General features: G+C 42.1%; 22 protein-coding genes and 1 other annotated feature. Of the genes, 19 read left to right on the forward strand and 3 right to left on the reverse strand.

The window, feature by feature from the left end:
* The first annotated feature begins 32 nt into the window (after nucleotides 1–32).
* From IGI66_RS04450 to IGI66_RS04520, 15 genes are all read left to right on the forward strand, one after another.
* Nucleotides 33–2,711 (forward strand): sigma 54-interacting transcriptional regulator, encoded by a 2,679-nt coding sequence (locus IGI66_RS04450; protein WP_314580577.1) that lies wholly within the window; start codon nucleotides 33–35, stop codon nucleotides 2,709–2,711.
* A 122-nt stretch (nucleotides 2,712–2,833) separates the two neighbouring features.
* Nucleotides 2,834–3,151, forward strand: coding sequence for a PTS sugar transporter subunit IIB (locus IGI66_RS04455; protein WP_010781438.1), 318 nt, complete (start codon nucleotides 2,834–2,836; stop codon nucleotides 3,149–3,151).
* Between the two features lie 25 nt (nucleotides 3,152–3,176).
* Complete coding sequence (locus tag IGI66_RS04460) at nucleotides 3,177–3,506, forward strand: PTS lactose/cellobiose transporter subunit IIA (RefSeq protein ID WP_240318392.1); 330 nt, start codon at nucleotides 3,177–3,179, stop codon at nucleotides 3,504–3,506.
* An 11-nt stretch (nucleotides 3,507–3,517) separates the two neighbouring features.
* Complete coding sequence (locus tag IGI66_RS04465) at nucleotides 3,518–4,660, forward strand: GNAT family N-acetyltransferase (RefSeq protein WP_314580581.1); 1,143 nt, start codon at nucleotides 3,518–3,520, stop codon at nucleotides 4,658–4,660.
* A 19-nt stretch (nucleotides 4,661–4,679) separates the two neighbouring features.
* Nucleotides 4,680–5,945 (forward strand): PTS sugar transporter subunit IIC, encoded by a 1,266-nt coding sequence (locus IGI66_RS04470; RefSeq protein ID WP_010781435.1) that lies wholly within the window; start codon nucleotides 4,680–4,682, stop codon nucleotides 5,943–5,945.
* Between the two features lie 89 nt (nucleotides 5,946–6,034).
* Entirely contained in the window at nucleotides 6,035–7,423 is a 1,389-nt protein-coding gene (locus IGI66_RS04475; protein ID WP_438847754.1) for a glycoside hydrolase family 1 protein, read from the forward strand.
* 19 nt (nucleotides 7,424–7,442) lie between these two features.
* Complete coding sequence (locus IGI66_RS04480; RefSeq protein WP_438847756.1) at nucleotides 7,443–8,534, forward strand: DUF871 domain-containing protein; 1,092 nt, start codon at nucleotides 7,443–7,445, stop codon at nucleotides 8,532–8,534.
* A gap of 80 nt (nucleotides 8,535–8,614) precedes the next feature.
* Nucleotides 8,615–8,840 (forward strand) — a binding site (T-box leader).
* Nucleotides 8,841–9,263: 423 nt separating this feature from the next.
* Entirely contained in the window at nucleotides 9,264–9,905 is a 642-nt protein-coding gene (locus tag IGI66_RS04485) for an amino acid ABC transporter permease (RefSeq protein WP_010781432.1), read from the forward strand.
* 13 nt (nucleotides 9,906–9,918) lie between these two features.
* Complete coding sequence (locus tag IGI66_RS04490; RefSeq protein ID WP_438847758.1) at nucleotides 9,919–10,554, forward strand: amino acid ABC transporter ATP-binding protein; 636 nt, start codon at nucleotides 9,919–9,921, stop codon at nucleotides 10,552–10,554.
* Between the two features lie 23 nt (nucleotides 10,555–10,577).
* Nucleotides 10,578–11,405: a transporter substrate-binding domain-containing protein gene (locus IGI66_RS04495; protein ID WP_114524051.1), complete on the forward strand. Its 828-nt coding sequence runs from the start codon at nucleotides 10,578–10,580 to the stop codon at nucleotides 11,403–11,405.
* A gap of 114 nt (nucleotides 11,406–11,519) precedes the next feature.
* A complete protein-coding gene (locus IGI66_RS04500; RefSeq protein ID WP_010781429.1) occupies nucleotides 11,520–13,928 on the forward strand; it encodes a DNA translocase FtsK in 2,409 nt (802 codons plus the stop codon).
* Between the two features lie 306 nt (nucleotides 13,929–14,234).
* Entirely contained in the window at nucleotides 14,235–16,181 is a 1,947-nt protein-coding gene (locus IGI66_RS04505; protein ID WP_438847761.1) for a BglG family transcription antiterminator, read from the forward strand.
* 4 nt (nucleotides 16,182–16,185) lie between these two features.
* A complete protein-coding gene (locus IGI66_RS04510) occupies nucleotides 16,186–16,647 on the forward strand; it encodes a PTS sugar transporter subunit IIA (protein ID WP_438847763.1) in 462 nt (153 codons plus the stop codon).
* Between the two features lie 28 nt (nucleotides 16,648–16,675).
* Nucleotides 16,676–16,987, forward strand: coding sequence for a PTS fructose-like transporter subunit IIB (locus IGI66_RS04515; RefSeq protein WP_438847765.1), 312 nt, complete (start codon nucleotides 16,676–16,678; stop codon nucleotides 16,985–16,987).
* An 11-nt stretch (nucleotides 16,988–16,998) separates the two neighbouring features.
* Entirely contained in the window at nucleotides 16,999–18,090 is a 1,092-nt protein-coding gene (locus tag IGI66_RS04520; RefSeq protein ID WP_438847767.1) for a PTS fructose transporter subunit EIIC, read from the forward strand.
* Nucleotides 18,091–18,129: 39 nt separating this feature from the next.
* Here the strand turns inward: IGI66_RS04520 and IGI66_RS04525 are convergent, their stop codons facing one another.
* Entirely contained in the window at nucleotides 18,130–18,888 is a 759-nt protein-coding gene (locus IGI66_RS04525) for a DeoR/GlpR family DNA-binding transcription regulator (protein WP_438847769.1), read from the reverse strand.
* Between the two features lie 168 nt (nucleotides 18,889–19,056).
* Between IGI66_RS04525 and IGI66_RS04530 the strand changes: the two genes are divergently transcribed.
* The 4 genes from IGI66_RS04530 (at nucleotide 19,057) to IGI66_RS04545 (ending at nucleotide 24,428) form a co-directional block, all read left to right on the forward strand.
* The gene (locus tag IGI66_RS04530) at nucleotides 19,057–21,405 is read left to right on the forward strand and encodes a formate C-acetyltransferase (RefSeq protein ID WP_438847771.1); all 2,349 of its coding nucleotides are present in this window, start codon (nucleotides 19,057–19,059) and stop codon (nucleotides 21,403–21,405) included.
* Between the two features lie 14 nt (nucleotides 21,406–21,419).
* Nucleotides 21,420–22,202 carry a glycyl-radical enzyme activating protein gene (locus tag IGI66_RS04535; protein ID WP_438847773.1) on the forward strand — a complete coding sequence of 261 codons (783 nt, stop codon included), beginning with the start codon at nucleotides 21,420–21,422 and terminating at the stop codon, nucleotides 22,200–22,202.
* A gap of 262 nt (nucleotides 22,203–22,464) precedes the next feature.
* Nucleotides 22,465–23,532 (forward strand): 23S rRNA (adenine(2503)-C(2))-methyltransferase RlmN, encoded by a 1,068-nt coding sequence (rlmN, locus tag IGI66_RS04540; RefSeq protein WP_010781421.1) that lies wholly within the window; start codon nucleotides 22,465–22,467, stop codon nucleotides 23,530–23,532.
* A gap of 80 nt (nucleotides 23,533–23,612) precedes the next feature.
* Nucleotides 23,613–24,428 carry a prenyltransferase gene (locus IGI66_RS04545; protein WP_438847776.1) on the forward strand — a complete coding sequence of 272 codons (816 nt, stop codon included), beginning with the start codon at nucleotides 23,613–23,615 and terminating at the stop codon, nucleotides 24,426–24,428.
* A gap of 175 nt (nucleotides 24,429–24,603) precedes the next feature.
* On the opposite strand, the gene IGI66_RS04550 is transcribed toward IGI66_RS04545, so the two are convergent.
* Nucleotides 24,604–25,083 (reverse strand): DUF2798 domain-containing protein, encoded by a 480-nt coding sequence (locus IGI66_RS04550; protein WP_438847778.1) that lies wholly within the window; start codon nucleotides 25,081–25,083, stop codon nucleotides 24,604–24,606.
* 181 nt (nucleotides 25,084–25,264) lie between these two features.
* Nucleotides 25,265–26,092 (reverse strand): NUDIX hydrolase, encoded by an 828-nt coding sequence (locus tag IGI66_RS04555; RefSeq protein ID WP_010781418.1) that lies wholly within the window; start codon nucleotides 26,090–26,092, stop codon nucleotides 25,265–25,267.
* Nucleotides 26,093–26,157 lie beyond the last annotated feature (65 nt).

Consider the following 26,157-nt stretch of genomic DNA (forward strand, 5'->3'; position numbering starts at 1 on the left):
AATGGTTTATACCACTTTCGGGAGGGATTTTTTTGAAATCAAGAAAAGATGAAGTATTAGACGCATTGAGAGCAAATCCTAACGAACTGACAGCCCAAGAGTTGGCGGATCAATTAGGCGTGGATCGGACCAATGTCAGCCGCTACTTGAATGAATTGACGAAGGACGGCACAGTAAAAAAAATCGACGGACGACCGGTAAAGTTTCAAATTACTACGGTGTCCACGGAAAAACATATTAATTTTGATAATTTGATTGGTCGCGAAGATTCTTTGAAGAGTCAAATTCAAAAATCAAAAGCCGCGATTTTATATCCTCCCCGCGGACTGCATACGATCATATTTGGCGAGACGGGAACAGGGAAAACGATGTTTGCGGAATGCATGTACCGCTTTGCTGTTTCTGCCAATGTATTAAATGAGACCGCCCCGTTTATCACGTTTAACTGTGCGGACTATGCACAAAATCCTCAGTTGCTTTACGGACATATTTTTGGAGTGAAGCGTGGTGCTTTTACCGGTGCAGAGGAAACACGAAAAGGGCTGATGGAACAAGCGGATGGAGGCATTTTATTCTTGGATGAAATTCATCGCTTGCCGCCGGAAGGACAGGAGATGCTTTTCACCTTTATTGATAAGGGCACGTTCCGTTCTCTGGGTGATGGTCAAGAAAAGAAAGCTTCCGTGCAGATTATTGGGGCAACGACAGAAACAAGTTCGACATTTTTGTCTACGTTTAATCGTCGAATCCCCATGCAGATCGAATTGCCTTCTTTAGCCGAACGTTCGTTAGACGAGCGACTAGCCATCATTAAAGAATTTCTTCAGCAGGAAGCCAATCGATTGATGCAGGAAATCGCGATCGATAAGCGGAGCTTGTTAGCCTTTCTTCTATATAATGCAGAAGGAAACATCGGGCAATTAAAACGAGACTTAAAATTAGTCTGCGCAAAGGCCTTTTTGCATCATCAAACCAATAGTGAGTCAGACAAACTCATGATCGTAGAAGAAGACTTGCCTTTAGTAGTCCAAAAAGGCCTCCTGCGAATGAATGAAGTACAAGACAAACTCACTCCTTTTATGGATAAAAGAAATCTTTATCTGACTTTGAAACCGGGGACGGAGGAAGTCGTTTGGGGGCAAGACCCAAATAAAGATATGGAAGTTTATCATTCTATTACCTATAAATTGGAAAAGCTAGGTCGTGAAAATTTATCTGAGATTGATTTGGAAGAATTGATTTCGGATGATGTCGATCAGTATTTTGAGACCTATGTTGAAGAGCTGTCACACACGAACGCCTATCGCGAAATTATTTCTGACGATCTGTGGAAGCTGGTGAATGAACTTTATGACTTTGCTTCAAGTCAAATGAACCGTGAGTACGATGAGAAAGTGCGTTTTGCGTTTGCATTGCATATCAATTCGACGATTGAACGAATTCGTGGCAATCAATTCATCTCTCACCCCAATTTAAACGATATTCGTCGGAATTATTCAAAAGAGTTCCAATTAGCCATCGAATTGTCGAATCGGATCGAAGAAGCTTATGCCATCATGATTCCCTTAGATGAGATCGGCTTTATCACCATGTTTTTGACGATGGACAATCAAGAGGCGCAACAGGTCGATGAACGGCAAGTCGCAGTGCTGGTAGTGATGCACGGAAAATCAACCGCATCAAGTATGTTGGAAACGGTCCAGGAGCTGTTGGGCACGACCAGCGGCATCGCCTTTAACATGCCCTTGACATTAAATACTGAGAAAATGTATGGTCAAATCAAAAATTATATCTCAGGAAAACGAGAAGAGTTCTCTGAAGGGATCATTCTTCTGACAGACATGGGTTCGCCTAATAATTTTGGGAATCTGATCTTTCATGAAATGGGGATTCGTACGCGAGTGATCTCTATGGCAAGTACGATGCTGGTATTGGAGAGCTTGCGCTTAGCTACGTTGGGACGCTCTTTGGAGGAGATTTACACCAGTGTGATTTCCATGTTCCAAACGATGGTCCGTCTAGAGGAGCCCACTCAAAAGGATGAAAAGAAAGTCATCATCGTTGCTTGCTTCACTGGCGAAGGCGTCTCTAAACGATTGAATGAAGTGGTCTCGCAGATCGTCAATCTGGAGGAGTTTGAAGTTATTCAGATGCAATCCTTGGAGCGAGAAAGCTTCAAACACCGCATTGACCAGCTAATCACTCACAAAGATATCGTGGCGATCGTAGGAACGATGGAGATCCATTATCAAAAGATTCCATTTATTCCAGCAATGAATTTATTTAAACGAGAAAAGATCTTAGAGTTTCAGGACCTGTTGGGAAGCACGATCACTTTGCCGGAGATGGTGGACTCCTTAACGAAGAACTTTTCTCCTGAATTGGATGTCAAAACATTGTTTTTATTGATTGATGATGTGTTGCAATTGATCCGTAAAGACCAGGAATTGATTATTGAGAATACGGCATTGCAGGCATTGAGTGTCCATATTGCCTTTTTAGTGGATAAAATCAAAAAAGGCGAGAACCGCCCGACGTTCGAGAATGTAAAATATTTTCATCAACAGCATCGTGTGCGCTTCAATCAAACAGCGGCAAATCTCTCAATACTTGAAAAACAGTTTGGGGTTCGCTTTACTGAAGACGACATCGCTTACATCGTTAAGACCCTTGAAGACAATCGAATTGAACTAGGATTGCACAGTGTGTAATCCTAGTTTTTTTTGTGTGTAAGATGAAACCCTTATCATGACGGCTTCTGTGCACTATAAAAGTTGGCACGGGAGTTGCTTTATATAAAGTGTACAATAATAAAAATTGAGGAGTGTCATTTATGAAAAGAATTATGTTAGTTTGTGCAGCAGGAATGAGTACCAGTTTATTAGTAACAAAAATGGAAAAAGCAGCAGAAGCAGAAGGATTGGAATCTGATATCTTTGCGGTCTCAGCTTCGGAAGCGGATTCTAAATTAGAAGATGCAAGCAAACCAGTAGATGTTTTACTATTAGGCCCACAAGTTCGTTTCATGAAGAGCCAATTTGAAACAAAACTTGCGGATAAAGGAATCCCAGTTGATGTCATCGATATGAAAGATTATGGCATGATGAATGGTGAAGCCGTTTTAAATACCGCATTAAAATTAATGAAATAATTGTCCGGAGGAGAGAGATAAGCAGATGAGCGATACGATGAGTCAAGAACAATTAGAAGCAGTAATGGGGTTGATCATCAATGCCGGCAATGCGAAAAGCGATGCAATGGAAGCGATTCAAGCCGCTAAAGAAGGCAACTTTGATTTGGCGCAAGAAAAACTTGAAGCAGCCGACCAAGCATTAGTTGAAGCCCATCATTCTCAAACAGGGTTGTTAACAGAAGAAGCCAGCGGTAATCCAATGACCGTGACGCTTTTAGCAGTGCACAGTCAAGATCATTTGATGACTAGTATTACCTTCAATGATATGGCTAAAGAAGTCGTGGACCTTTACAAACGTATAGGGAACGAATAGGAAGTGATTACGTGAAATTAGCTCGCGATCATGAAACGTTGAAAGCGATCACAGCTTTGGTTGAATATGCTTTTCGAAAGCAAGATCCGATCATTGATGATCCGCTCTTTTTATCACGTTACGAACACGCGGATTGTTATGGAGTGTATCAAGACAATGAATTGACGAACTTAGTGATGGCCAATCATTTCGAGATGCAGCTCTTTCAACAAAAAGTAAAAATGGCTGGTGTTGGGTACGTAGCGAGTTATCCAGAATACCGAGGCAAGGGCGGCATCAGCAGTATCATGTCCGAACTTTTGTCTGATCTGTATGATCAAGGCGTGGCGGTTTCTCAGCTTGCTCCTTTTTCTGAAGATTTTTATCGTAAATTCGGGTACGAACCTACAAGCCGAAGAAAAACATACCGCATCCCGGCACTAGCTTTTACTTATTTAAAAAGTGAAAGAAGGGGGACTATCAAACGCGGATCTTGGCAGCAATTGAAGCCTGAGATTCAATCTATTTACCAACGCTTGCTGACACAGCAACAAGTCGGAACAGTGATCCGAGAAGAGTGGTGGTGGGAACGTCTAAACGACTATTATCCACACCGTTTTTATGCGGTAGCTTTCGATGATGCTGGTAAGGCGAAGGGTTACATTATTTATCGAATGCAAGGAAACACATTAGTAGTCGATGAGCTCGCTTACGAGGACGAACTCGCGATGCGAAAATTATTAACGTACTTGAAATCCCATGTCTCATCATTTGAAGAATTTCTTTATCATGCTCCTGTTCATGAATGCATAGAAAAATGTTTTCTTGAGCAAGACTATTTCACGATTACTTTGGAACCGTATATGATGAGTCGAATTATTGACATCACGCAATTATTACCGAAACTTCCGATAAAGCAACAAGAAATTATTTTAGAAGTAACTGAAGATAAGGAATGTCCTTGGAATGTTGGTAGCTGGCTGATCAGTCAGGGGACGTGTCAAAAAGTACAAAAAGCAGGCGATGTCAAAGCCTCTATCCACGGGTGGAGCGAATTATTACTAGGCGAATTATCTTTAGCTGAAGGACTTTTCTTCGGGAAAGTCACTGCGTCAAAAGACGTTGCGTTAGATATTTTTCCAAAAGGAAAACAAAGTTTTTATGATTATTTTTAAATTAGGGGGACTATAAAAAATGGATAAATTTGTCAATTTTATGGAAAAACACTTTATCCCGGTTGCTTCAAAAATCGGTAATCAGCGTCACTTAGTCGCGATTCGGGATTCATTTATGGTAACAATGCCGCTAATGATCCTAGGAGCGTTAGCAGTAATGATCAACAACTTGTCACTGTCGATTCCAGCCTTTGGTAACTTCATGAACGGTATCTTCGGCGGCGAATCATGGAAAGGCTTCGGGGGCGCTGTTTGGAACGGAACATTTGGTGTTCTTTCTGTATTCATCGCGTTCTTAGTAGCTTACAATTTAGCTCGCCACTATGGAAAAGATCCAATCGCAACAGGTGTTGTTTCAGTGGCATCATTCTTCACTTTAGGAGCAGCAACGAGCGGAATGAACTCTTCAGGTTTGTTTGTTGCCTTGATCGTGGGTATGGTCGTTGCAGAATTATTCACTCGTTTAGTGGGTAGTCCAAAATTAGTTATTAAAATGCCTGATGGCGTGCCGCCAGCAGTTGCACGTTCATTCGCGTCACTATTCCCAGCGATGATCGTTATCTCGATCTTTGGTTTAATTGCTGCGATTATTGCAGGTTTCGGTGTAGAAGATATGTTTGCTGCTTTCTACGCAGCTGTTCAAGAACCATTCATGAGCTTAGCAAATTCATACGGCTCAGCGTTACTCATTGCTTTCATCACACCATTCTTATGGTTCTTCGGGTTACACGGTGCCAACATGATCGATCCCTTCATGCAAGCAATCAATGCGCCAGCGATTGAAGCAAATGCAAATGCATTGGCAGCAGGTAAAGCAGCTCCGTATATCGTGAACAAACCATTCATCGATTCATTTGTAAACATGGGTGGTACGGGTGTAACGATCGGTTTGATCATTGCTATCTACCTAGTTGGACGTAAAAACAAACCATTTATGGTCGTAAACAACTTGGCAGCAGCTCCTGGTATCTTCAACATCAATGAACCTTTGATGTTCGGTCTGCCATTAGTGCTGAATCCAATTATGTTTATCCCGTTCATTTTGACACCAATGGTCTGTGTAACAACAGCTTACTTTGCGACGAAATTCGGTTTAGTGCCGCCAGCAACAGTAATGCCGCCATGGGTAACTCCTCCAATCATTGGTGGATTCTTAGCTACTCAAAGCTTCTCCGGCGCCATCTTGGCAGCAGTGAACTTAGTAATCTCAATCGCGATGTATGTACCATTCGTATCCTTAGCAACAAGACAAGAATTGAAAAAAGTTAAAGAAGCAGAAGCTTAATTGATAACAAAAAAGGGGGTGCGGATCACTGGATTCCACCCTCTTTATTCGTTAAAAAATACTATTTTTAAGAATGAGGTAGAACAATAATGAAAACTTTTCCAACAAATTTTTGGTGGGGCGCAGCCACATCTGGACCACAAAGCGAAGGACGCTTCAACAAAAAACATGCGAATGTCTTTGACTATCATTTCGAGATCGAACCGGAAAAATTCCATAATCATGTAGGACCGGATGTCGCTTCGAATTTTTACAACAGCTACAAAGAAGACATTTCCATGATGCGCTCGATCGGCATGAACAGCTTACGGACCAGCATCCAATGGAGCCGCTTGATCGATGATTTAGAAACAAATACGGTGAATCAAGACGCTGTCGACTTTTATAACAATGTGATCGACACAATGTTGGCAGAGGGCATGACACCTGTGATGAATCTGCACCATTTTGATTTGCCAGTAGAATTGTACGATACATACGGCGGCTGGGAATCAAAGAAAGTGGTGGATCTGTATGTAGGGTTTGCTGAGAAATGTTTTGAATTGTTTGGTGATCGTGTGAAATACTGGGCGACGCACAATGAACCAATGGTGGTAGTAGAAGGCGAATACTTATTCCAATTCCACTATCCAAATATCGTTGATGGAAAAAAAGCGGTACAAGTGGCCTACAATTTGAATTTAGCTTCTGCGAAAGCCATCCAAGCATTCCGCAAATTAAACATTGAGAATGCGCAAATCGGAACGATTCTAAATCTGACACCGACTTATGCAGCCTCCGACGCGCCGGAAGATCAAGAGGCTGCGCGTATTGCGGAGCTTTGGAACAATAAAATGTTTTTGGAACCCGCAGTGTATGGACATTTCTCTGCTGAATTAGAAGAGCTGTTGACGAAGGACAAGGTTTTATGGGAAACAACGGACGAAGAAAAAGACATTTTAAAGAATAATACGGTTGATTTCTTAGGGGTGAACTTCTATCATCCGAATCGCGTGAAAGCACCCGATGTTGCACCAAACTCCGTTGGCGAGTGGATGCCTGATCGGTATTATGATGCATATGATATGCCTGGTCGCCGAGTGAACTTGGACCGCGGATGGGAAATCTATCCGAAAGCACTTTACGATATCGCAGTAAATATCAAAGAAAACTATAAGAACATTCCGTGGTACGTATCTGAAAATGGTATGGGTGTTTCCAATGAGGACCGCTTTAAAAATACGACGGGCATGATCGAAGACGATTATAGGATCGATTTTGTTCAAGAACATCTGGAATGGCTGCATAAAGGAATCGAAGAAGGGTCAAATTGCTTTGGCTATCATATGTGGACACCGATCGACTGCTGGTCTTGGTTGAATTCCTATAAGAACCGCTACGGTTTCATTTCAAATAATATTCATACACAAATCAAGACTGTTAAAAAATCAGGCTACTGGTTCAAAGAAGTGACTGAACGAAATGGATTAGCAGACTAAGAATAACTGGAGGAAGAGAATGAAACGTGAATTAGGTATTTCGGTCTATCCCGATCATAGTGATCCGCAAGCGGATCGCGCGTATATCAAAAAAGCGGCTGAGCTTGGCTATACGCGTATTTTCATGAGTATGCTGGAAGTGACGGAAGGCAAAGAAAAAGTCAGTGAAAAATTCGGTAGCATCATCCATTACGCGAAGGATCTGGGGTTTGAAACAGTTCTAGATATCGCGCCATCGATTTTTGATGATTTGGGTATTTCTTATGACAACCTAAGCTTTTTCGCCGCACTTGGTGCAGAAGGTATTCGGTTGGATGAAGGCTTTGATGGAAATAAAGAGGCAATGCTGAGTTATAATCCGGAGGGTCTGGCCATTGAGCTGAACATGAGTAATAATGTTGCTTATTTGGACAACATCTTATCCTACGAAGCAAACGAACCATTTATCTATGGGTGTCACAATTTCTATCCTCAAGAAGGTTCTGCCTTGCCCTACGACTTTTTTATCAGTTGCAGTGAACGTTTCAAGGGACACGGCATTAAGACGGCTGCGTTTATTACGAGCCATGATGCGGAATACGGCCCATGGGATATCAATGATGGCTTGCCTACACTAGAGATGCATCGCCATCTGCCGATTGATTTACAAGCACGCCACATGTTTGCAACGGGAGTGATCGATACAGTCATCATCGGCAATGCCTATGCTTCTGATGACGAATTGGAAAAAGTAGCAGCCGTCGATCGGTACAAAGTAAGTCTTGGCATTGAATTCGTACCTGAAGCAACAGAAATCGAGCGCAAAATCGTCGCTGATCCAAAGCATTTCCGTCGGGGTGATATTACGTCAACAGCCGTCCGGTCAACGATGGTTCGAGTGAAGTATGCCAACGAGGCAAATCCTGCTCACGACAATACGCAAGAATTTCAAGTGGGAGACATCGTTGTAGGAAATGATGAATTTGGAAAATACAAAAATGAATTGCAAATCGTTTTAGAACCCCATAGTGATTCTCGCAAAAATTTAGTCGGAAAAATCCCGCAAGAAGAAGTGATCATGTTGGACTTTTTGAAGCCTTGGGCGAAATTTCAATTCGTTCCTAAAAATTAAATTTGAAGCGAATGAAAAAAAGATGAATGATCTTTATTGACAAACCCAATAAAGGCGTGTAAAGTATGACTCAACTTAATCAAACGACAGTGAAAAGAAGAGTAGCAGTTCATTTGTTCCCAGAGAGTCTCTGGTTGGTGAAAAGAGACGGCAATGAGTTGTGAACCACATCTTTGAGTCGATCAACTGAAGAAAGTAGGTTGGTCCGGGAGAGCCCGTTACAGCGGAGGTCAGATTGACCAGTTGAGATCGTTCGTTGTGAGACGACGATGAAAAAAGGTGGAACCACGTAATTACGTCCTTTAGCCCTAGCGGCTAAAGGACTTTTTTTAGTTTTACCTGCTGGATCATGAAAGACCCGTAGAGGTTCTTTTCGCGAGAAGGGAACAAAGATGAGGTGGAACCGCGTATTCAACGCCCTCTGGTAGAGATACCAGAGGGCGTTTTTGCTAGTCCGATTTTCCGCAGTTCAATGAGGTGGAGGGTGAGTAAAATTTCATTCAGCTAATTAAGTAAGTAACTGTGTAGTTGGATGGTATGCGTGATGAGGGTCAAACTAACTTTTTCGTTTTTTGAAAAAGTTAACTCATTAAAACGAATTAGCTGTCAGTTTCTAGTCAAGAATTAAAGATTAGCAGCCACTAGCAAATTCTATCTTTACTAAAAATAGTCACGATTAAGAGCTTTTGAAAGGCCGTACAACTTTCAAAAAAATGGAGGGATATTGGGATGAATTATTTGATCGAAGTCATGCCGCAATTATTACAAGGGGCAGCGATAACACTGAAATTATTTGCTTATACGATATTGGGCTCACTGCCGTTAGGAATCTTGCTATCGTTTGGATTGGCGAGCCGCTTTAAGCCGTTACAATGGATTTTACAGTTTTATGTATGGATCATGCGAGGGACGCCGTTGCTGCTGCAATTGATTTTCGTCTTTTATGGTCTGCCATTGATGGGAATCATATTCGACCGTTTCGAAGCCGCATTATTTGCTTTCGTATTGAACTACGCCGCTTACTATGCAGAAATTTTCCGTGGTGGGATTCAATCAATTCCAGTTGGGCAATACGAGGCATCGAAGGTCATTGGATTGACACCGATTCAAACGATCACGCGAATCATCATTCCACAGGTCGTTAAAATTGTTTTACCTTCTGTCGGAAATGAAGTCATTAATTTAGTAAAAGATACGTCACTTGTTTATATCTTAGGATTGTCAGATGTGATGCGGGCTGGGAAGATCGCAATGGAACGAGATACGACGTTGCTGCCATTATTCGGGGTAGCGCTCATTTACTTAGTGTTGACTGGGGTGACCTCAGTGATCTTGAAGCAACTAGAAAATCGTTTGAACTATTATCGTTAGGCAGGTGGAAAAAATGATCGAATTAGAAAAAGTAAACAAATCGTTTGGAAATAAAAAGGTGATCGATAATTTGGACTTAGTCATTCCGGATGGACAGATATTAGCGATCGTTGGCCCTTCCGGTGGTGGGAAAACAACCTTACTGAGAACCTTGGCTGGTTTAGAAACAGCAGATAGCGGCACTTTTTTACTAGATGGCGCCGCCTTCGATCCCACTTCTTCGAAAGAACAAGAACAAGTTGTTGGGGTCGTCTTTCAAGATTTTCAATTGTTCCCGCATTTAAGTGTCTTAGACAATATCACGATCGGTCCTAGACTGGTCTTAAAGCAAGACAAAGAAACGTATATGAATAAAGCCGAGCATTTAGCAAGTTTGCTAGGCATTGAAGAATTATTGAACAATTATCCCTATCAATTATCCGGCGGGCAAAAGCAACGTTTAGCGATTGCTCGTGCGATGGCGATGAATCCGAAAGTGTTGGCGTATGATGAGCCAACCAGTGCGCTAGATCCTGCGTTGCGTCAGCAAGTGGCAAGTTTGATCCTGGAATTAAAAGCGGACGGAGTGACTCAAATTGTTGTTACCCACGATTTGGTTTTTGCAGAAGAAATTGGTGATCAGTTATTGAAGGTTGAACCTATCAAATAAAAAAACATTAGGAGGAGTAACGTATGAAAATGAAAAAAATTATTTTGGGAATGGTGGCTGTTTTAACACTGGTGACGTTAGCGGCCTGCGGCAAAAAAGAAGCGAGCAGCAACGAAAGCTGGAAGACGATTGAGAAAGATAAAAAGGTGACGATCGGTTTAGATGACACATTCGTTCCAATGGGATTTAAAGATGAAGATGGAAAAATCGTTGGTTTTGACGTTGATTTAGCCAAAGCAGTGTTTAACGAATACGGAATCAAAGCAGATTTTCAACCAATTGATTGGTCAATGAAGGAAAATGAATTGGAAAACGGCACGATCGACTTGATCTGGAATGGCTACACCGTGACAGAATCACGTGAAAAGAAAGTTTTATTTTCTGATGCTTATGCACAGAATGAACAAGTCCTAGTCACTAAAAAGGACAGCGGCATCACGAAGCCAGAAGATATGAAGGATAAAGTTTTAGGGGCGCAAGAAGGGTCTTCAGGGTATGAAGCCTTCAATAATCAAGCTAAAACACTGAAGGATATCGTGAAAGAGAATGACGCTACGTTGTATGCCAGCTTCAATGAAGCGATGATCGACCTTGAAAACAATCGAATCAACGGACTATTGATCGATAAAGTATACGCGGATTACTACTTGAAGCAAGCAAATAAATTAGATGCCTACAATATTTTCAGCGTAGGATTCAAAAATGAAAACTTTGCGGTCGGTGCACGCAAAGGAGACAAGGAATTGGTTGAGAAAATCAACGAAGCATTCAAGAAGCTGCAGGAAAATGGAAAATACGGTGAGATCTCGAAAAAATGGTTTGGGGAAGAATTGTCCTTGCCTAAAGAATAAGCGAAATGTCTCTCCAAAAATTTAAACATTATTTAATCAGAAAGAAAAGGCGAGCAAAACTTTTGTTCGCCTTCTTTTTTTTGTATAATGGTACAGAATGGAAAGAGGGATATCATGGCGCAAAAGAAGCGTACAAAGAAAAAAAGAAAAACGAAAAAGCAAAAACAACTCCAAGAGCAGCGCCTGATCATCGGCATTGGACTTTTATTTATATTATTTACTGTCTTTGCATTATTTAAGCTAGGGTTCTTAGGAAATCTGATTGCGAATGTCTTACGTCTGATAGGCGGAAACACGTATCAATTTTTAGCCTTGCTGTTAGGACTTTATGGCACGCTGCTCGTTGTAAAGAATACCAAGTTGCGATTGACTAAACCGCGACGATGGGTAGGGATCGGCTTTTTCTACCTTGGAATATTGCTGATTCTTCATGCACGTTTATTTGCGAATGTGGAAAGCAAAGATCCTAATATTTTAAAAACGACTTGGGATTTATTGATGACAGATTTCTTAGGGAATCAAATAACCCAAAATGTCGGCGGTGGAATGCTAGGTGCGGCGCTTTATAATTTAACGCATTTTCTCGTATCACAAGTAGGCAGCTATTTGATTGCCGGCTTATTATTACTATTGGGTATTTTTTTGTTCAGCCTTTTAGAATTCAACCAAGTGACGGATTATTTAGGCAATTTCGTCGAAATGATGCAGGAAAAATTCTCAGAATCTGACGAGAAAAAAGAACTTAAAGCAGCAAAAAGAGAAGAACGGCAAGCACAAAAAGCGCAAGCCAAGGCTGAAAAGCAAGCGGCAGCAAAAGCCAAGCTGGAGGCCGAATTGGCCGAGCGAGAAAAAAACAAGGTTCGTTCAATGACACCAGGGGAGCAATTGGCGAAAGAAAGCCAAGAGCCTTTAGTTAAGGAACCTGAGCAGATGACGCTCGTGCCGATCGAAGGGTTTCAAGAAAATTTGGAGCCCGAAAGAACGACAGCCGCACCTGTACCTAAAAAAGCCCCACTTGAAGATGAGGAGATTGATGATCCAGGTGATTTAGAATTTGAGATCAGCGCGGAGCCTGAGGATCATGACTATCAGTTGCCGCCGTCAACGTTATTAGATTCAATTCCAGCTGCCGATCAAAGCGATGAATACAAAAAGATCGAGCAAAATATCAAGGTATTGGAGAAAACTTTCAATAGTTTCGGTGTAGAGGCCAAAGTCGTCAAAGCCAGCTTAGGACCATCTGTTACGAAATTTGAGGTCCAACCGGCCGTTGGTGTAAAGGTCAGCAAAATCGTCAATCTAACTGATGACATCGCGCTGGCTTTAGCAGCGAAGGATGTCCGAATGGAAGCGCCGATCCCAGGGAAATCTTTGATTGGGATCGAAGTGCCAAACAGCACGATCAGTACGGTGTCATTCCGCGATATCATCGAATCTCAACCGAACCATCCAGATAAAATTCTGGAAGTTCCATTAGGTCGAGACATCTCTGGATTGGTACGGGTGGCAGATTTAACGAAGATGCCCCACTTGCTGATCGCTGGGTCTACCGGTAGTGGTAAATCTGTAGCAATCAACGGGATCATTACAAGTATTTTAATGCGGGCAAAGCCAAATGAAGTAAAATTGATGATGATCGACCCGAAAATGGTCGAATTGAATGTGTATAACGGCATTCCTCATCTATTGACGCCGGTCGTGACGAATCCAAGAAAGGCCGCACAAGCGTTGCAAAAAGTCGTTCAGGAGATGGAAGAACGGTACGAAAAATTTGCCGCAACAGGTGTGCGAAATATTTCCGGCTTTAACGAATTAGTGATTCAGAAGAATTTGGAAGATGGTCAAAACCGGCCGATCTTGCCATTTATCGTTGTCATAGTGGATGAGTTGGCGGACTTAATGATGGTCGCAAGCAATGAAGTGGAAGACGCGATTACGCGTTTGGCACAGATGGCGCGGGCGGCGGGTATCCATATGATCCTTGCGACGCAACGTCCAAGTGTCGATGTTATTACCGGAATCATCAAAGCCAATGTTCCGTCACGAATTGCCTTTGCCGTTTCAAGCGGGACGGACTCGCGAACGATCATTGATGGAAATGGTGCGGAGAAACTGCTAGGACGTGGAGATATGTTGTTCTTGCCAATGGGAGAGAACAAGCCGATCCGTGTTCAGGGCGCCTTTATTTCGGATCACGAGGTAGAACAGATCGTTGAGTTTGTCTCTGATCAGCAGGAAGCTCACTACGAAGAAAAAATGATGCCAACAGAAGAAACAAGCTCTTCGCCATCAGAAACACCGCAGGATGAACTTTACGAAGAAGCAAAAGCATTAGTGGTAGATATGCAGACAGCGAGCATCTCTTTGTTGCAGCGAAGATTCCGTATCGGCTATAATCGAGCAGCGCGGATCGTGGATGAATTAGAAGAACACGGCGTCATCGGGCCTTCAACCGGCAGCAAGCCGCGGGAAGTCTTTATGCAAAAAGCCGAAGAAGAACCAGAAAATCCATTGGATGAATAAAAAGCTTTGCCATTTTTTGGCAAAGCTTTTTTGTTGCGTTTTTAATTGATTGCACAAATGTGCAAAAAGACAGTGATTTCAATTCCCACGCACCTCTTTTTTTCGCGTGTCTAATATAGGACTACAGGGATAGAAAGCCTGCTATATCAACATTATGTGTAATGAAAGATAAAAAAATAATAGCTAAAAAAAGAAGAAACAATAAATTTCAACATTAATGTGGAACTTTTATGTGTTATACAATAGAAAAAGCCTGTGCTATCTTTTTGTTAGATTGATAAGCGCTTACAATTGGAGGAAACAAAAATGAAAGGGTTGAACTCACGGCAAACTAGATTACTTCACTTACTGGTTCAAAATGAGCATTATTTGCCAGTGTCTTTCTACTCTGAGAAGTTAGGAAAATCAAATCGGACGCTCTATTCTGACTTGAAGAAGATCCAACTTTTATTGGAGAAAGAACCGCTTGTTTTAGAAAAAAAGCCGCGTGTTGGTATTTTGCTAAAAGGAACAGTAGAAGAAAAAATGCACTTTCTAGAGCAGCACATTGGATTGAACACGGAAGAAGCTGTTGGCTCACAGGAGCGCCAATGGGAGATCGTCAAACAGTTAGTAATCAACGAAGAGACCGTGACGCAGCAAATGCTCTCTCAGCAGTTTCATGTAAGTCCAAGTTCGATCGTGAGCGATTTAGAAAAAATCATTGAGAACTATCGTTTAACGCTAGCAGCTACGAAGCAAGGGACAAAAGCTGTAGGAAACGAGGAGGAGATTCAAAATAGCTTATTTCGTTTTTGTGAAGATTACTTAGACACTCATCGAGTCGATACAGAGCATCTTTTTAATGAAGAATCGAAAGACTTGTTGGGATACTTCTTTCCACAACAGTTAGTAGCGCTTGTGTTCCAGCAAATTACGGAATGGAGAAGTCAAACAGCTTTCTGTTTTCCAGGTCATTACGTAAAGTCGTTGATGATCCGTCTGTTGGTGTTCTGCTTCCGTTTGACTAGAGGCAAGCACATTGAAGAAAAGGAATTTCTATTTGATCAGATTAAATTGATCGATACGTATTTGATCGCCAATGAATTAGTTGTGCGGGTATCAGACACGTTTGCTGTCACGTATGACGAAGAAGATATCTCCTACGTCAATCGTCAACTGGTCGGTTACGGTGTAAAGCTAAACAGTAAAAGTCATAAGAGCTATGAAAGGTACGCGGAATCAATCAAAAAGATCATTAAAAACATGAGTGAGATCATGCAGGTTGATTTTGTGGCTGACACACAATTAAAAGAACGTTTTGCCAGCCATTTTGTTCCAATGATCTATCGATTGAAGATGGGGATCGTCATCACAAATCCGTTGGTCAATGAAATTCGAAACCAATATGCCATCACCTTTAGTGCCACTTGGTATGCGCTCGCCAATGCTGAAGAAAAGTTGGGCGTTCATTTCAACGATGAAGAAGTGGCTTTGGTAGCCATGTATTTTCAAGTCTCGCTGGAGAAAAGTCAAAACGGTAAAAAGATTTTGATTGTCTGTCCCAATGGCGTAGGAACATCGGAATTGATTTTCAATAAGATCAAACGAATTTTGCCCGCACAAGATATCGCGGAGATTACGACGCTCGATAAGCTATACAAGAAAAATTTGGATAATGTTGATTTGATAATTTCCTCTATCAAATTAGAAAGTGTCAATAAGCCGATCATTCAGGTCTCCACCTTAGTCACTCAAGAGGACATCAAAAATATCACGGCCCTTTATTCAAATTTATTCTATTCAGAAGAATCTGAAGAAGCTGAAAACTTGGCGTTTCCATTTTTAAAAAAGGTCATTGATGTTGCGTATATCTATACGAAAAAGCATTTTTCAGATAAGCAAACGTGCTTGAATTGGTTGATCGATAAGCTGGAAAAAGGGGAGATCGTCACACGTGGGTTTCGCAAAGAAGTATTTGATCGAGAAACGATTGGTGAGACCGCGTTAGCAACGGGAGTAGCGATCCCGCACGCATCACCGCAAAATGTTTTGCAGACGAAGATCGTGATCGTCACTTTGACAAAGCCGATTACTTGGGATAAACGGAAAGTGCATTCGATCTTATTGATGTGCATTGCTAAAAGCGACCGGACCCTTGTACGAGGAGTGATGACAGACATTCATAAGATTGTTCAGTCGGAAAAACAGTTAAAAAGTATTTTTGGAGATAGAGAGGCAGTAGAAATTTATAACGATATTATCGGGAGGTAATAATATGCAAGTGATTACGAAAGAATTAGTAGATCTATCGATAGACGCAGATTCAAAAATGACAGCAATCAATATATTAGCAGATCGTATCAACCAGGCGGGACGTTTACATGACCATGCAGGCTATGTAGAAAGTGTGGTAGATCGAGAAAACTTAACAACTACTGGAATTGGTTTTGGAATCGCCATTCCTCATGGGAAAAGTGCTCATGTTAAAGAGACGACCGTCGCTTTTGGACGATTGACTAATAAAATAGATTGGCAGAGTTTGGATGGTGAAGGGGTCGGACTTGTCTTTCTATTGGCTGTTCCAGAAGAATGTCAAGGCGATCAACACCTGAAAATAATCGCTGGGTTATCAAGAAAGTTGGTTCATCAAGAATTCAGAGAAACATTGGCGCACGCAGCGAGTGATCAAGAGATCGTGGACTTGCTGAATGACAGTCTGGCTAGCGTAGTCGCTTAGTGAATAAAACATAAAAGGAGAGAAACGTATGAAATTAGTTGCTGTAACGGCTTGTCCGTCAGGAGTGGCACACACCTATCTTGCTGCTGAAAGCTTAGAGGTTGCTGCTAAAAAAAATAATGTAGACATTCATGTAGAAACACAAGGGTCGATCGGTATCGAGAACGAGTTGACGATGGAGCAGATCACTGGTGCGGATGTAGTGATTCTGACAAATAATATCGGGATCAAGAACGAAGAGCGATTCAAAGGGAAACCGGTCTTGCGTGTGAGCGCAGGGGACTGTATCAATAAAGGAGAAGCAATCGTCAAAAAAATTCAGCAGAAATTAGCAAAATAGGAGGAACAGCAATGATTGAATTATTAAAAGGTACTAGAAAAAATTTGATGACTGGCGTCTCGTATATGATTCCTTTTGTTGTCGCGGGCGGTATCTTGTTAGCATTGAGTGTTTTGCTGTCCGGAGATGCCTCCGTTCCAGATAAAGGCTGGTTGGCTGACATTGCTACTATTGGTATCACGGGATTAGGTATGATGGTCCCTATCTTGTCTGGGTATATCGCCTTTTCAATGGTCGATCGTCCCGGGCTGGCACCAGGGATTATTGGCGGATTGATCGCCAGTAACATTGGTGCAGGATTCTTAGGAGGAATATTATCCGGGATTCTCGCAGGGGTTGTCGTCTTTTATTTAAAGAAAATCAAGTTGCCATCAAGCTTGCGTTCATTAGGACCAATTTTTATCATTCCATTGTTTGGTACACTGGTTGTCGGTACATTGATGTATTGGGTGATTGGTCAGCCGATCGCGGCCTTGATGACAGCGTTGACCAAGTGGTTAGAATCAATGGGAACGGGAAATTTAGTTGTACTGGGATTGATTTTAGGTGCGATGATCGCTTCAGATATGGGTGGACCGATCAATAAAGTGGCCTTTAGTTTTGGCTCTGCGATGGTAGGGACGATCAATCCTGCGACAGGCTTGCCTAGTGAAACTGCTTTGACGATCATGGCTGGGATCGGAGCAGCTATCTGTATTCCGCCGCTTGCGATGGGATTAGCGACGATCGTTGCACCGAAGAAGTTTACAGTGGAGGAGCGGAACTCTGGAAAAGCAGCCATTGTCATGGGGATGGTAGGTATCTCAGAAGGAGCCATTCCCTTCGCGGCGGCTGACCCGCTGCGCTGCATTCCGGCGAATATGATAGGAAGTGCCATTGGTGCAGCTATTGCGATGGTCTTAGGTGCTGGAAACCCGGCACCATGGGGTGGATGGATCGTTGCTCCCGTTGCTCAAAATCCATTGGTCTATATCTTAGGCACAGTCATCGGCTCAGTAATTACCGCAGGTATCGTGATTGCCTTGAAGAAGCCCGTTGTTGAAGAATCGGGTCAAGCAGTGGGAATCGGGGATGACTTCGATCTAGATATCGAGATCATGTAAAGAAAAAGAGGGATCGAACGTCGTTTCGAGCCCTCTTTTCTAGACTAAAATCAATTTCGCATAGGCACTGATCATGCGCTTGTAGTCCAGAGGCAGTTCTTTACTAGTAATGACTACATCTACTGATGACCAGGGAGCCACTTGAACGAGAGAAGTTTTTTCAAATTTCGTGTGATCCAAAAGCACGATTTTTTTTGTAGATTTTTTTAGCATCCGACGTTTTGCTTCAGCGTCAATCAAAGACGATGTACAAAAGCCCTTGCGATTTTTGACCCCGCTTGAGCCGAAAAAGCAAAGATCAAATTGAATATCGGGATATATCTCACTGCCATTGTTGCGAAAAGCCATATCTGCGGGAGAGTATTCTCCGCCAAAACAAAAGAGTTTGTGTTGACTGAGGGCAAGTTGGGAGATGGCCGCAAGGGAGCTAGTAAAAATCTGCTTCTTTTCCAAGGGCCCAATTTTTTTTGCCAAAAGTGCCAAGGTGCTTCCCTGATCGAGGCCGATAGTATAGTCGTCAGAAGTAATGCAATCTAATGCGGCTTGTGTCAATGCTTCCTTCTCAGCAAATTGTGAGGTACGTTGGAAGACAGGAGCCAATTCTTTTTCACGAACTAACGTGGCTTTGCCGTGGCGCTTTTCTATAATGCCTTCCTTCGCTAGGTAGGTTAAGTCTTTTCGAATGGTTTCATCAGAGACATGAAACTTTTTCACTAATTCACGAACTTTCAACTCATTTTGATGATAGAAAAGTTCCGTGATTTCTTTGCGGCGTTGCGCAATTTCTGCAGCCTTCATAAACATCCCCCTTTTTTTAACGGTAGCATGAGATTCCAACAAAAACAATCTAAAACTTGGGAAAAAGTGAACAAATCCAACTTTTTTACTGTAATTCAAAGAATTCTGTGGTTTCAATCGAAACATATTTCTATACTAAGTGTGAATAGAAGAAGAGGAGTGAAAAAAATGGGAACAGGAGTTATTGATTTGGAACAAAACAATGCAAATCTCGTGATGAAAGGGAATCCACGGATTCAAGCAATGAAGAGTCATTTATTCAAAGAAAAGCGTCAGATTTCATTGGAACGCGCATTGCTTTATACGGAAAGTTATCGTCAAACAGAAGGCGAGCCTACCATCATTCGTCGCGCAAAGGCAGTCGCGCATATTTTAGGGAGTGTTGAAATAAGCATTCGTGAAGGGGAATTGTTAGTCGGAAATCGAACGGTGCGTCCGAGATCAGGGATTCTTTCACCGGAAATGGACCCTTATTGGATCATGAAAGAAATCGATACGATCGATACACGACCGCAGGACCAATTTGAGTTTACAGAGGCGGATAAAAAAATCTACCGTGAAAAATTATTTCCATATTGGGAAAGGCGCTCAATGAAAGATTTCATCAATGGTGAGCTGACAGAAGAAGTAAGTATAGCTTTGAAGGAGGAAGTTTTCAAATTAAATCAAACGGATAAGGGACAAGGGCACATTATTATGGATTTCCCCGGCATCCTATCACGTGGAATCGGCAGCTATCTTGGAATGTTAGACGAGAAAATCAAGGAAGACCCGGATAACCTGTTTTACCAAGCTGGGAAAATCATTTTTATTGGGATGAAAGATCATTTCTTACGCTATGGGGAATTGGCGGAGTCTTTAGGAAAAGACGAGAAAAAACAAAAAAGACGTCAAGAACTGCAACGAATCGCTGAAATGTGCCGGAAACTAAGTATTGATAAGCCAGAATCCTTTTATGAGGCTCTTCAATTATTATGGATGACCAGTATCGTTGGACAGTATGAATCAAATGCATCTTCCCTTTCTTTGGGACGAATGGATCACTATTTATATCCATTTTACGAAGCCTCGCTAAATAAAGGCGTGGACAAAGAATTCCTCTACGAAGTGCTGGGTGATTTTTATGTGAAGACAAATGACGTAGTGCTTCTACGTTCTGAAAGCAGCGCAAAATGCTTCGCTGGATTTCCTACTGGCTATACCGTTGTTCTAGGTGGGCTAGATGCATTGGGACACACATCTGTTAATCCGCTGTCGTTCGTGATGTTGGAGCTTTACCACGAGATCCTGTTGCCGCAGCCAAACTTGTCAGTGAGAATGAACGAATTGATCCCTCGCCGGTTTTTACTAAAAACGGTGGAAACGATTCGTTTGGGAACAGGTATCCCTCAATTATTCAACGACGATGTCTGTGTTCCCGCATTTTTGAGTAAAGGCGTATCGCTCGACGACGCGCGAGACTATGCGACGGTGGGCTGTGTGGAGACTTCGATTCCTGGAAAGACTTACGGTCTCCACGATATTGCACTTTTTAATCTGCTTCGGATCATGGAGTTGAGTATCTATGAATTGAGAAACGAGTCGAATTTGACCTATGACCAATTAGTCGAAACGATTGAAAAGAAAATCGATTACTATGTGGAGTTGGTAGTTAAAGGATCGAATATCGTGGATTTGGGTCATCGTCAATACGCGCCTACCCCATTTTTATCTGTCTTGATCAATGACTGTCTGGAAAATGGAAAGGATGTCACAGAAGGCGGTGCTCGCTACAACTTTTCCGGAGTGCAGGGCATTGGAGAAGCCAACTTGAGTGACTCGATGTATGTCATCAAGAAAATGGTTTTTGAGAAGAAGGAAATGCGCTTTAGTGAGTTAGTGGATGCATTAGAGTCTAATTTTACAGGTGACTATGTTGCGCTGCAACAGCATGTGATCCAGGATTTTGAAAAATTTGGAAACGACGATGACGAGCTGGATATCATTGCAGCAACATTCTTCCGACATTATGCCAAAGAATTAGAGAAATATGAGAATGTGCGTGGTGGACAGTTTATTCCTGGGGCCTATACCGTTTCAGCTCATATCCCACTAGGGGAAGCAGTGGGTGCGACTCCCGATGGTCGAAAAGCACAGGAACAATTAGCTGATGGCGGGTTATCACCGATGGTCGGGCGCGATCATTTAGGGCCGACAGCGGTATTAAAGTCTGTCAGCAAGCTAGATAATTTCTTGACGGTGAATGGCAGCTTACTGAACCTAAAGTTTCAACCGAACACGTTGAAAGGACAGCAAGGCTTGAACAAATTTGCCGACTTTTTATTGGCGTTTACAAAGTTAAAAATTCAACACGTCCAATTCAATGTTCAATCAAGAGAAACGTTGTTAGAAGCTCAAAAACATCCTGAAAAATATTCAGGATTGCTGGTTCGCGTAGCTGGGTATAGCGCCTTTTTCGTTGATTTAAATAAACAAATTCAAGACGATATCATTGCACGTGTTGAACATCAATTGTAGGGTGAGGGATAGGAATGGAACAAGGATTGGTCTTTAATGTTCAACGGTATTCGGTTCACGATGGCGGCGGTATTCGAACACTGGTTTTCTTGAAAGGATGTCCTTTGCATTGCCCGTGGTGCTCAAATCCGGAATCACGGAAAAAAGTAACTCCCGCTACGTGGATAAAAAATGGGAAAACCGAACAGATTGGTGAGTGGCGCACCATAGACGATCTTTTGGAGGATGTCTTGAAGGATGAAATTTTTTATCGGACATCTGGCGGCGGGGTCACGCTTTCTGGCGGTGAGATGTTAATGCAGGCCGAGTTTGCAACGGCTTTTTTAAAAGAGCTGCACGATCTTGGTGTTCATACAGCTATTGAAACGACGGGTTGTTTTCCAGTAGAGCGATTAAAAATGCTTACACCGTATGTTGATCAAGTATTGTTTGATTTAAAGATCATGGACCGCTGTGAAGCAAAAAAAGTGATCGGTCTGGATACAGAAACAGTCAGAGAAAACATGGATTATCTTTTGACGCAAACGCACATCCAAGTGATTCCTCGAGTTCCGTTGATCCCTGAATACACGACGAATAAAGAAAATCGGCAGCAGCTTATTCACTTTTTAACAAAACGTAAACTAACAGAGGTTCATCTATTGCCCTTTCATCAATACGGCAGCAGTAAATATGATTATTTAGGGTGGGAATACGCGATGAAGGAGGTTCAAGCGTTAAGCACGGAAGAAGTGAGAACTATTAAGGAGGACTTCCAATGTGCTGGAATCCATGCCAATATTGAAGGGTTAGACTGAGAGGCGTAGAGCCTCTCTTTTTTCTTTTTATGAGCAATTACTTTGTGAAATCATTTCTTTTTTTCAAAGTTGATTGTTTTCTCTTTGTGAATCAGTTATAGTATGTAGCGAATGTTTCCAGCTTTTTTTTACTTATATGAAAGAAAGTGAGGGGAAACGCACGAAGGAAAAGAGATTACTAAGAGGTTTCACCTTAATAATAGGCAGTCCCCAGTAAAGTGAGGGGCGAGCACTTCGGTAGAATGCACTAGGAGGTAACACTTTGGATAAACCCTCAATTTATGGTTTAAGAAGAGAAGAATTAGTCGAATGGTTTTTAGAACACGGGGAAAAGAAATTCCGTGCAACACAAGTTTGGGAATGGCTTTATCGCAGCCGTGTCAGTGAGTTTGCAGAAATGAGCAATCTTTCAAAACAAACAATTGCTTTGTTAGAGGAAAATTTTATCATCAATCCGTTAAAACAATTGGTCGTGCAGGAAGCTAGCGACGGGACGGTCAAATATTTATTTGAACTACCGGATCATTTAATGATCGAAACGGTCTTGATGCGCCAAGAATACGGGTTGTCTGTCTGTGTGACGACTCAAGTTGGCTGTAATATTGGCTGCACATTTTGTGCCTCTGGGTTATTAAAGAAACAGCGTGATTTAACGGCAGGCGAGATCGTCGCACAGATCATGCTCGTGCAGCACTATTTCGATGAACGCGGCGAAGAAGAACGTGTCTCACACGTTGTTGTTATGGGCATCGGAGAACCCTTCGATAATTACAACAATGTGATGGATTTTCTGCATGTCATCAACGACGACAAGGGAATGGCCATTGGCGCGCGCCATATTACGGTCTCAACAAGCGGCTTAGTACCAAAAATCAAAAAATTTGCGGAAAATGGTTTACAGGTCAATTTGGCCATCTCATTGCATGCACCAAACAATGAAGTTCGTTCATCTATCATGCGAATCAACCGCAGCTTCCCAATCGAAAAATTGATGGACGCAGTGGATTATTATATAGAAGAAACCAATCGTCGTGTAACATTTGAATACATTATGCTCTCTGGAGTAAACGACCGTCCAGATCATGCACAGCAATTAGCCGATTTGATGAAGGACAAGAAAAAACTGGTTTACGTAAACTTGATTCCTTACAACCCGGTTAGTGAACACGACCAATATTCTCGCAGTAGTAAAGCAGATGTTCTGCGTTTTTATGATGTCTTGAAAAAGAACGGAATCAATTGTGTCATTCGAAAAGAACATGGTACAGACATCGATGCCGCCTGCGGACAACTACGTAGTAAGCAAATGAAAAAAGCAGCCTCAAAATAAAACAAACATCTCCTTCAGTTTTTGAAGGAGTTTTTTTTGTTGTATGATACACTTAAAAGAAAGTGCGCGAGGAGAAAGAGATGAATACTGAAGATATTCAAGCAATTTTGGATCGCCGTTATGATCAAGGGTGGGATTATTGGACGACAGAAGACCGACGCTTAGGAAAAGGGGCGCCTTTTTCATGTTTAGAATCGGCGGAGTATTTATTGGAACTGGGAATGGACCCGCAGACAGAAGTCTTACAAGAGATAGCGCAACTTTTATGGGAAAGCTGGCAGGAGCCCGGGGATTTCAAGCTATATCCTAAAGGAGCAATATTCCCATGCCAAACAATCCCAGCGGCTACGTTACTCGTACGGTTAGGTCATGGGGATGACCCAAGGATGAAACAGACTGTCACGCATTTACTGTCAACACGTCACAAAGACGGCGGCTGGTGGTGCAAAAAATTCTACTTTGGCAAAGGACCTGAAACAACCGTTTCCAATCCACTGCCGACATTGAATGCATTGGAACTTTTCCGCCAGATAGAAACTGTTGACGCGTCAGAATTAGAGGCGGCGATTGAATTTCTCTTGCATCATTGGGAAACGAAACTGCCGATTGGTCCCTGTCATTACGGAATCGGAACGCTGTTCATGCAGGTGGAATATCCATTTCGCGGATACAATTTATTTTACTATCTCTATGTCTTGTCCTTCTATGAGAAGGCTCGTAAAGACGCGCGATTTATGGAAGCCTTTGGATTATTTAAAGACAAAACAGTGGATGGGCAAGTAGTCGTTGAGCGAGTGGTTCCGAAATTACGGAAATTGACCTTTTGTCAAAAAGGTCAAACAAGCGCAGTCGCGACGAAACGTTATCAAGAAATTCTCAAAAATTTAGCAAAATAGAAGAAAGAATTTTTTTGATGCTGCACTACCAAGAAACTGCGTAAGGAAGTACGCGCGATAGAGAAAATCCTCTTGCAGGTTTCGAAAAATAAAGAATGCTCTTGATGGAAACAGCGATCCGTCAAACATACAAAATAGCCAAGAACATGTTTCAAGTGTTCTTGGCTATTTTGTATTAGGCTAAAATCGTACCGATCGGGAAAATTTTTCTAAAAACTTTTCGAACCAATGGACCAGCCACAAGCAATTGGAAAGGGAGAGCCATAACGAAATTCTTTAGAATAGCGAGTCCCCAGATAATAAAAAACTGTTCCCAATGGTGTGTTTGACTCAATACCTCGATCGTCCCATAAAGAGACATGAAGAAGACCATTGGTAAAACCATGCAGCTAGAGACAGTAATCACTTTGCGCAAAGGACTAGAAAATGTCGGTATTAATTGAAAGGCTATTTTTTTCGCCGGGCCAGAAACCACAAACCAATCAAGAATCAGTGCACAGCAATACCCCAATGGCAGCCCCAGCCAAGCTGATTTTAAACTGTCCAACGTCAAAGCACCTGAATGCAAAGCGATGTTATACGCGCTCATCCAGAATACCATCACAAAACACATCATTATCGTATAAACAAAACTTTCTCTTTTATTACTTGGCATAAAAATCCTCCTATAATGTAGACCGATCCTCCAAAAATAATTAATGGAATTTCGGACGCAAAAAAGGCCATCGTATAACTCGCTACGACGGCCTTTTAAGGTATCTTCACTGCGTTATGGAACGTTCTTTTTTGCTTGTTCCATTATATACAGATTTTTCAATTTCATGTAAGTAAAATTTTTATTTTTTTTCGCCGATCTCTTCTTTTAGGCGATAAATCTTTGAAGGACGTCCGATCCCGACTGGACGTTCACCGATTTCATCGAAATATTGCAGCATAGCTTTCTTAAAATTGGAATGATCGACTGTCTTGAAATCGACACCTAAAAACTTCGCAAACACTTTACGGGCTTCGGTGATCGTAAATTCTTCGCCCAATACTTGCAGGATGAGAGGTTCATGATCCATTTTATTTAACACTCGATTGAATGCTTTGCGAATGATTTCGTTATGGTCAAAGGCCAACGTATCTTTTCCGACGGATTTCCCAGCTTCCAATTCGATCTCAATGGAAATATCATCACTTGTCAGGCTGATCGTTTCACCATGACGTTCAAGGTTGAACCAACGGGCATCTTGTGTATCATCGCCAGCAGTAGGTGGTACTTGCCCAATGAAGGCCAAATAACTGACCGTAATTACCCAACCACGAGGATCACGGTTCGGAGTACTAAAGGTATGCAGCTGTTCCACACTTTTCCGGCCAATCGTTAAGCCCGTTTCTTCAGCAGTCTCACGCCGAACGCTATCATTCGTGGATTCATTCCGTTCGACAAAGCCTCCGGGTAATGCCCATGAATTGCGATACGGATTGCCGCGTCGTTGGATCAATAAAATTTTTAATTGGTCTTCTTCTTTGTTATACCCCATGATGACGATATCGACCGTTACTGACGGCTTGTCATATTCGGGATGATCTTGTTCTTTATACCAAGCAACGAATTCAGCTTCGTCGGCTTCGTGTTCATAATAATCTTTTTCTGCTTCTTTAGAGGCAAATTTTTTCATATGTTTCACCCATTTTCTAATTATAAGTATTCGCTACTTTATTGTAGCATGAATAGGCAAAAAAG

Origin of the sequence: Enterococcus sp. AZ048, assembly GCF_051715125.1 — a bacterium.
GTDB classification, from domain to species: Bacteria; Bacillota; Bacilli; order Lactobacillales; family Enterococcaceae; genus Enterococcus_A; species Enterococcus_A gilvus.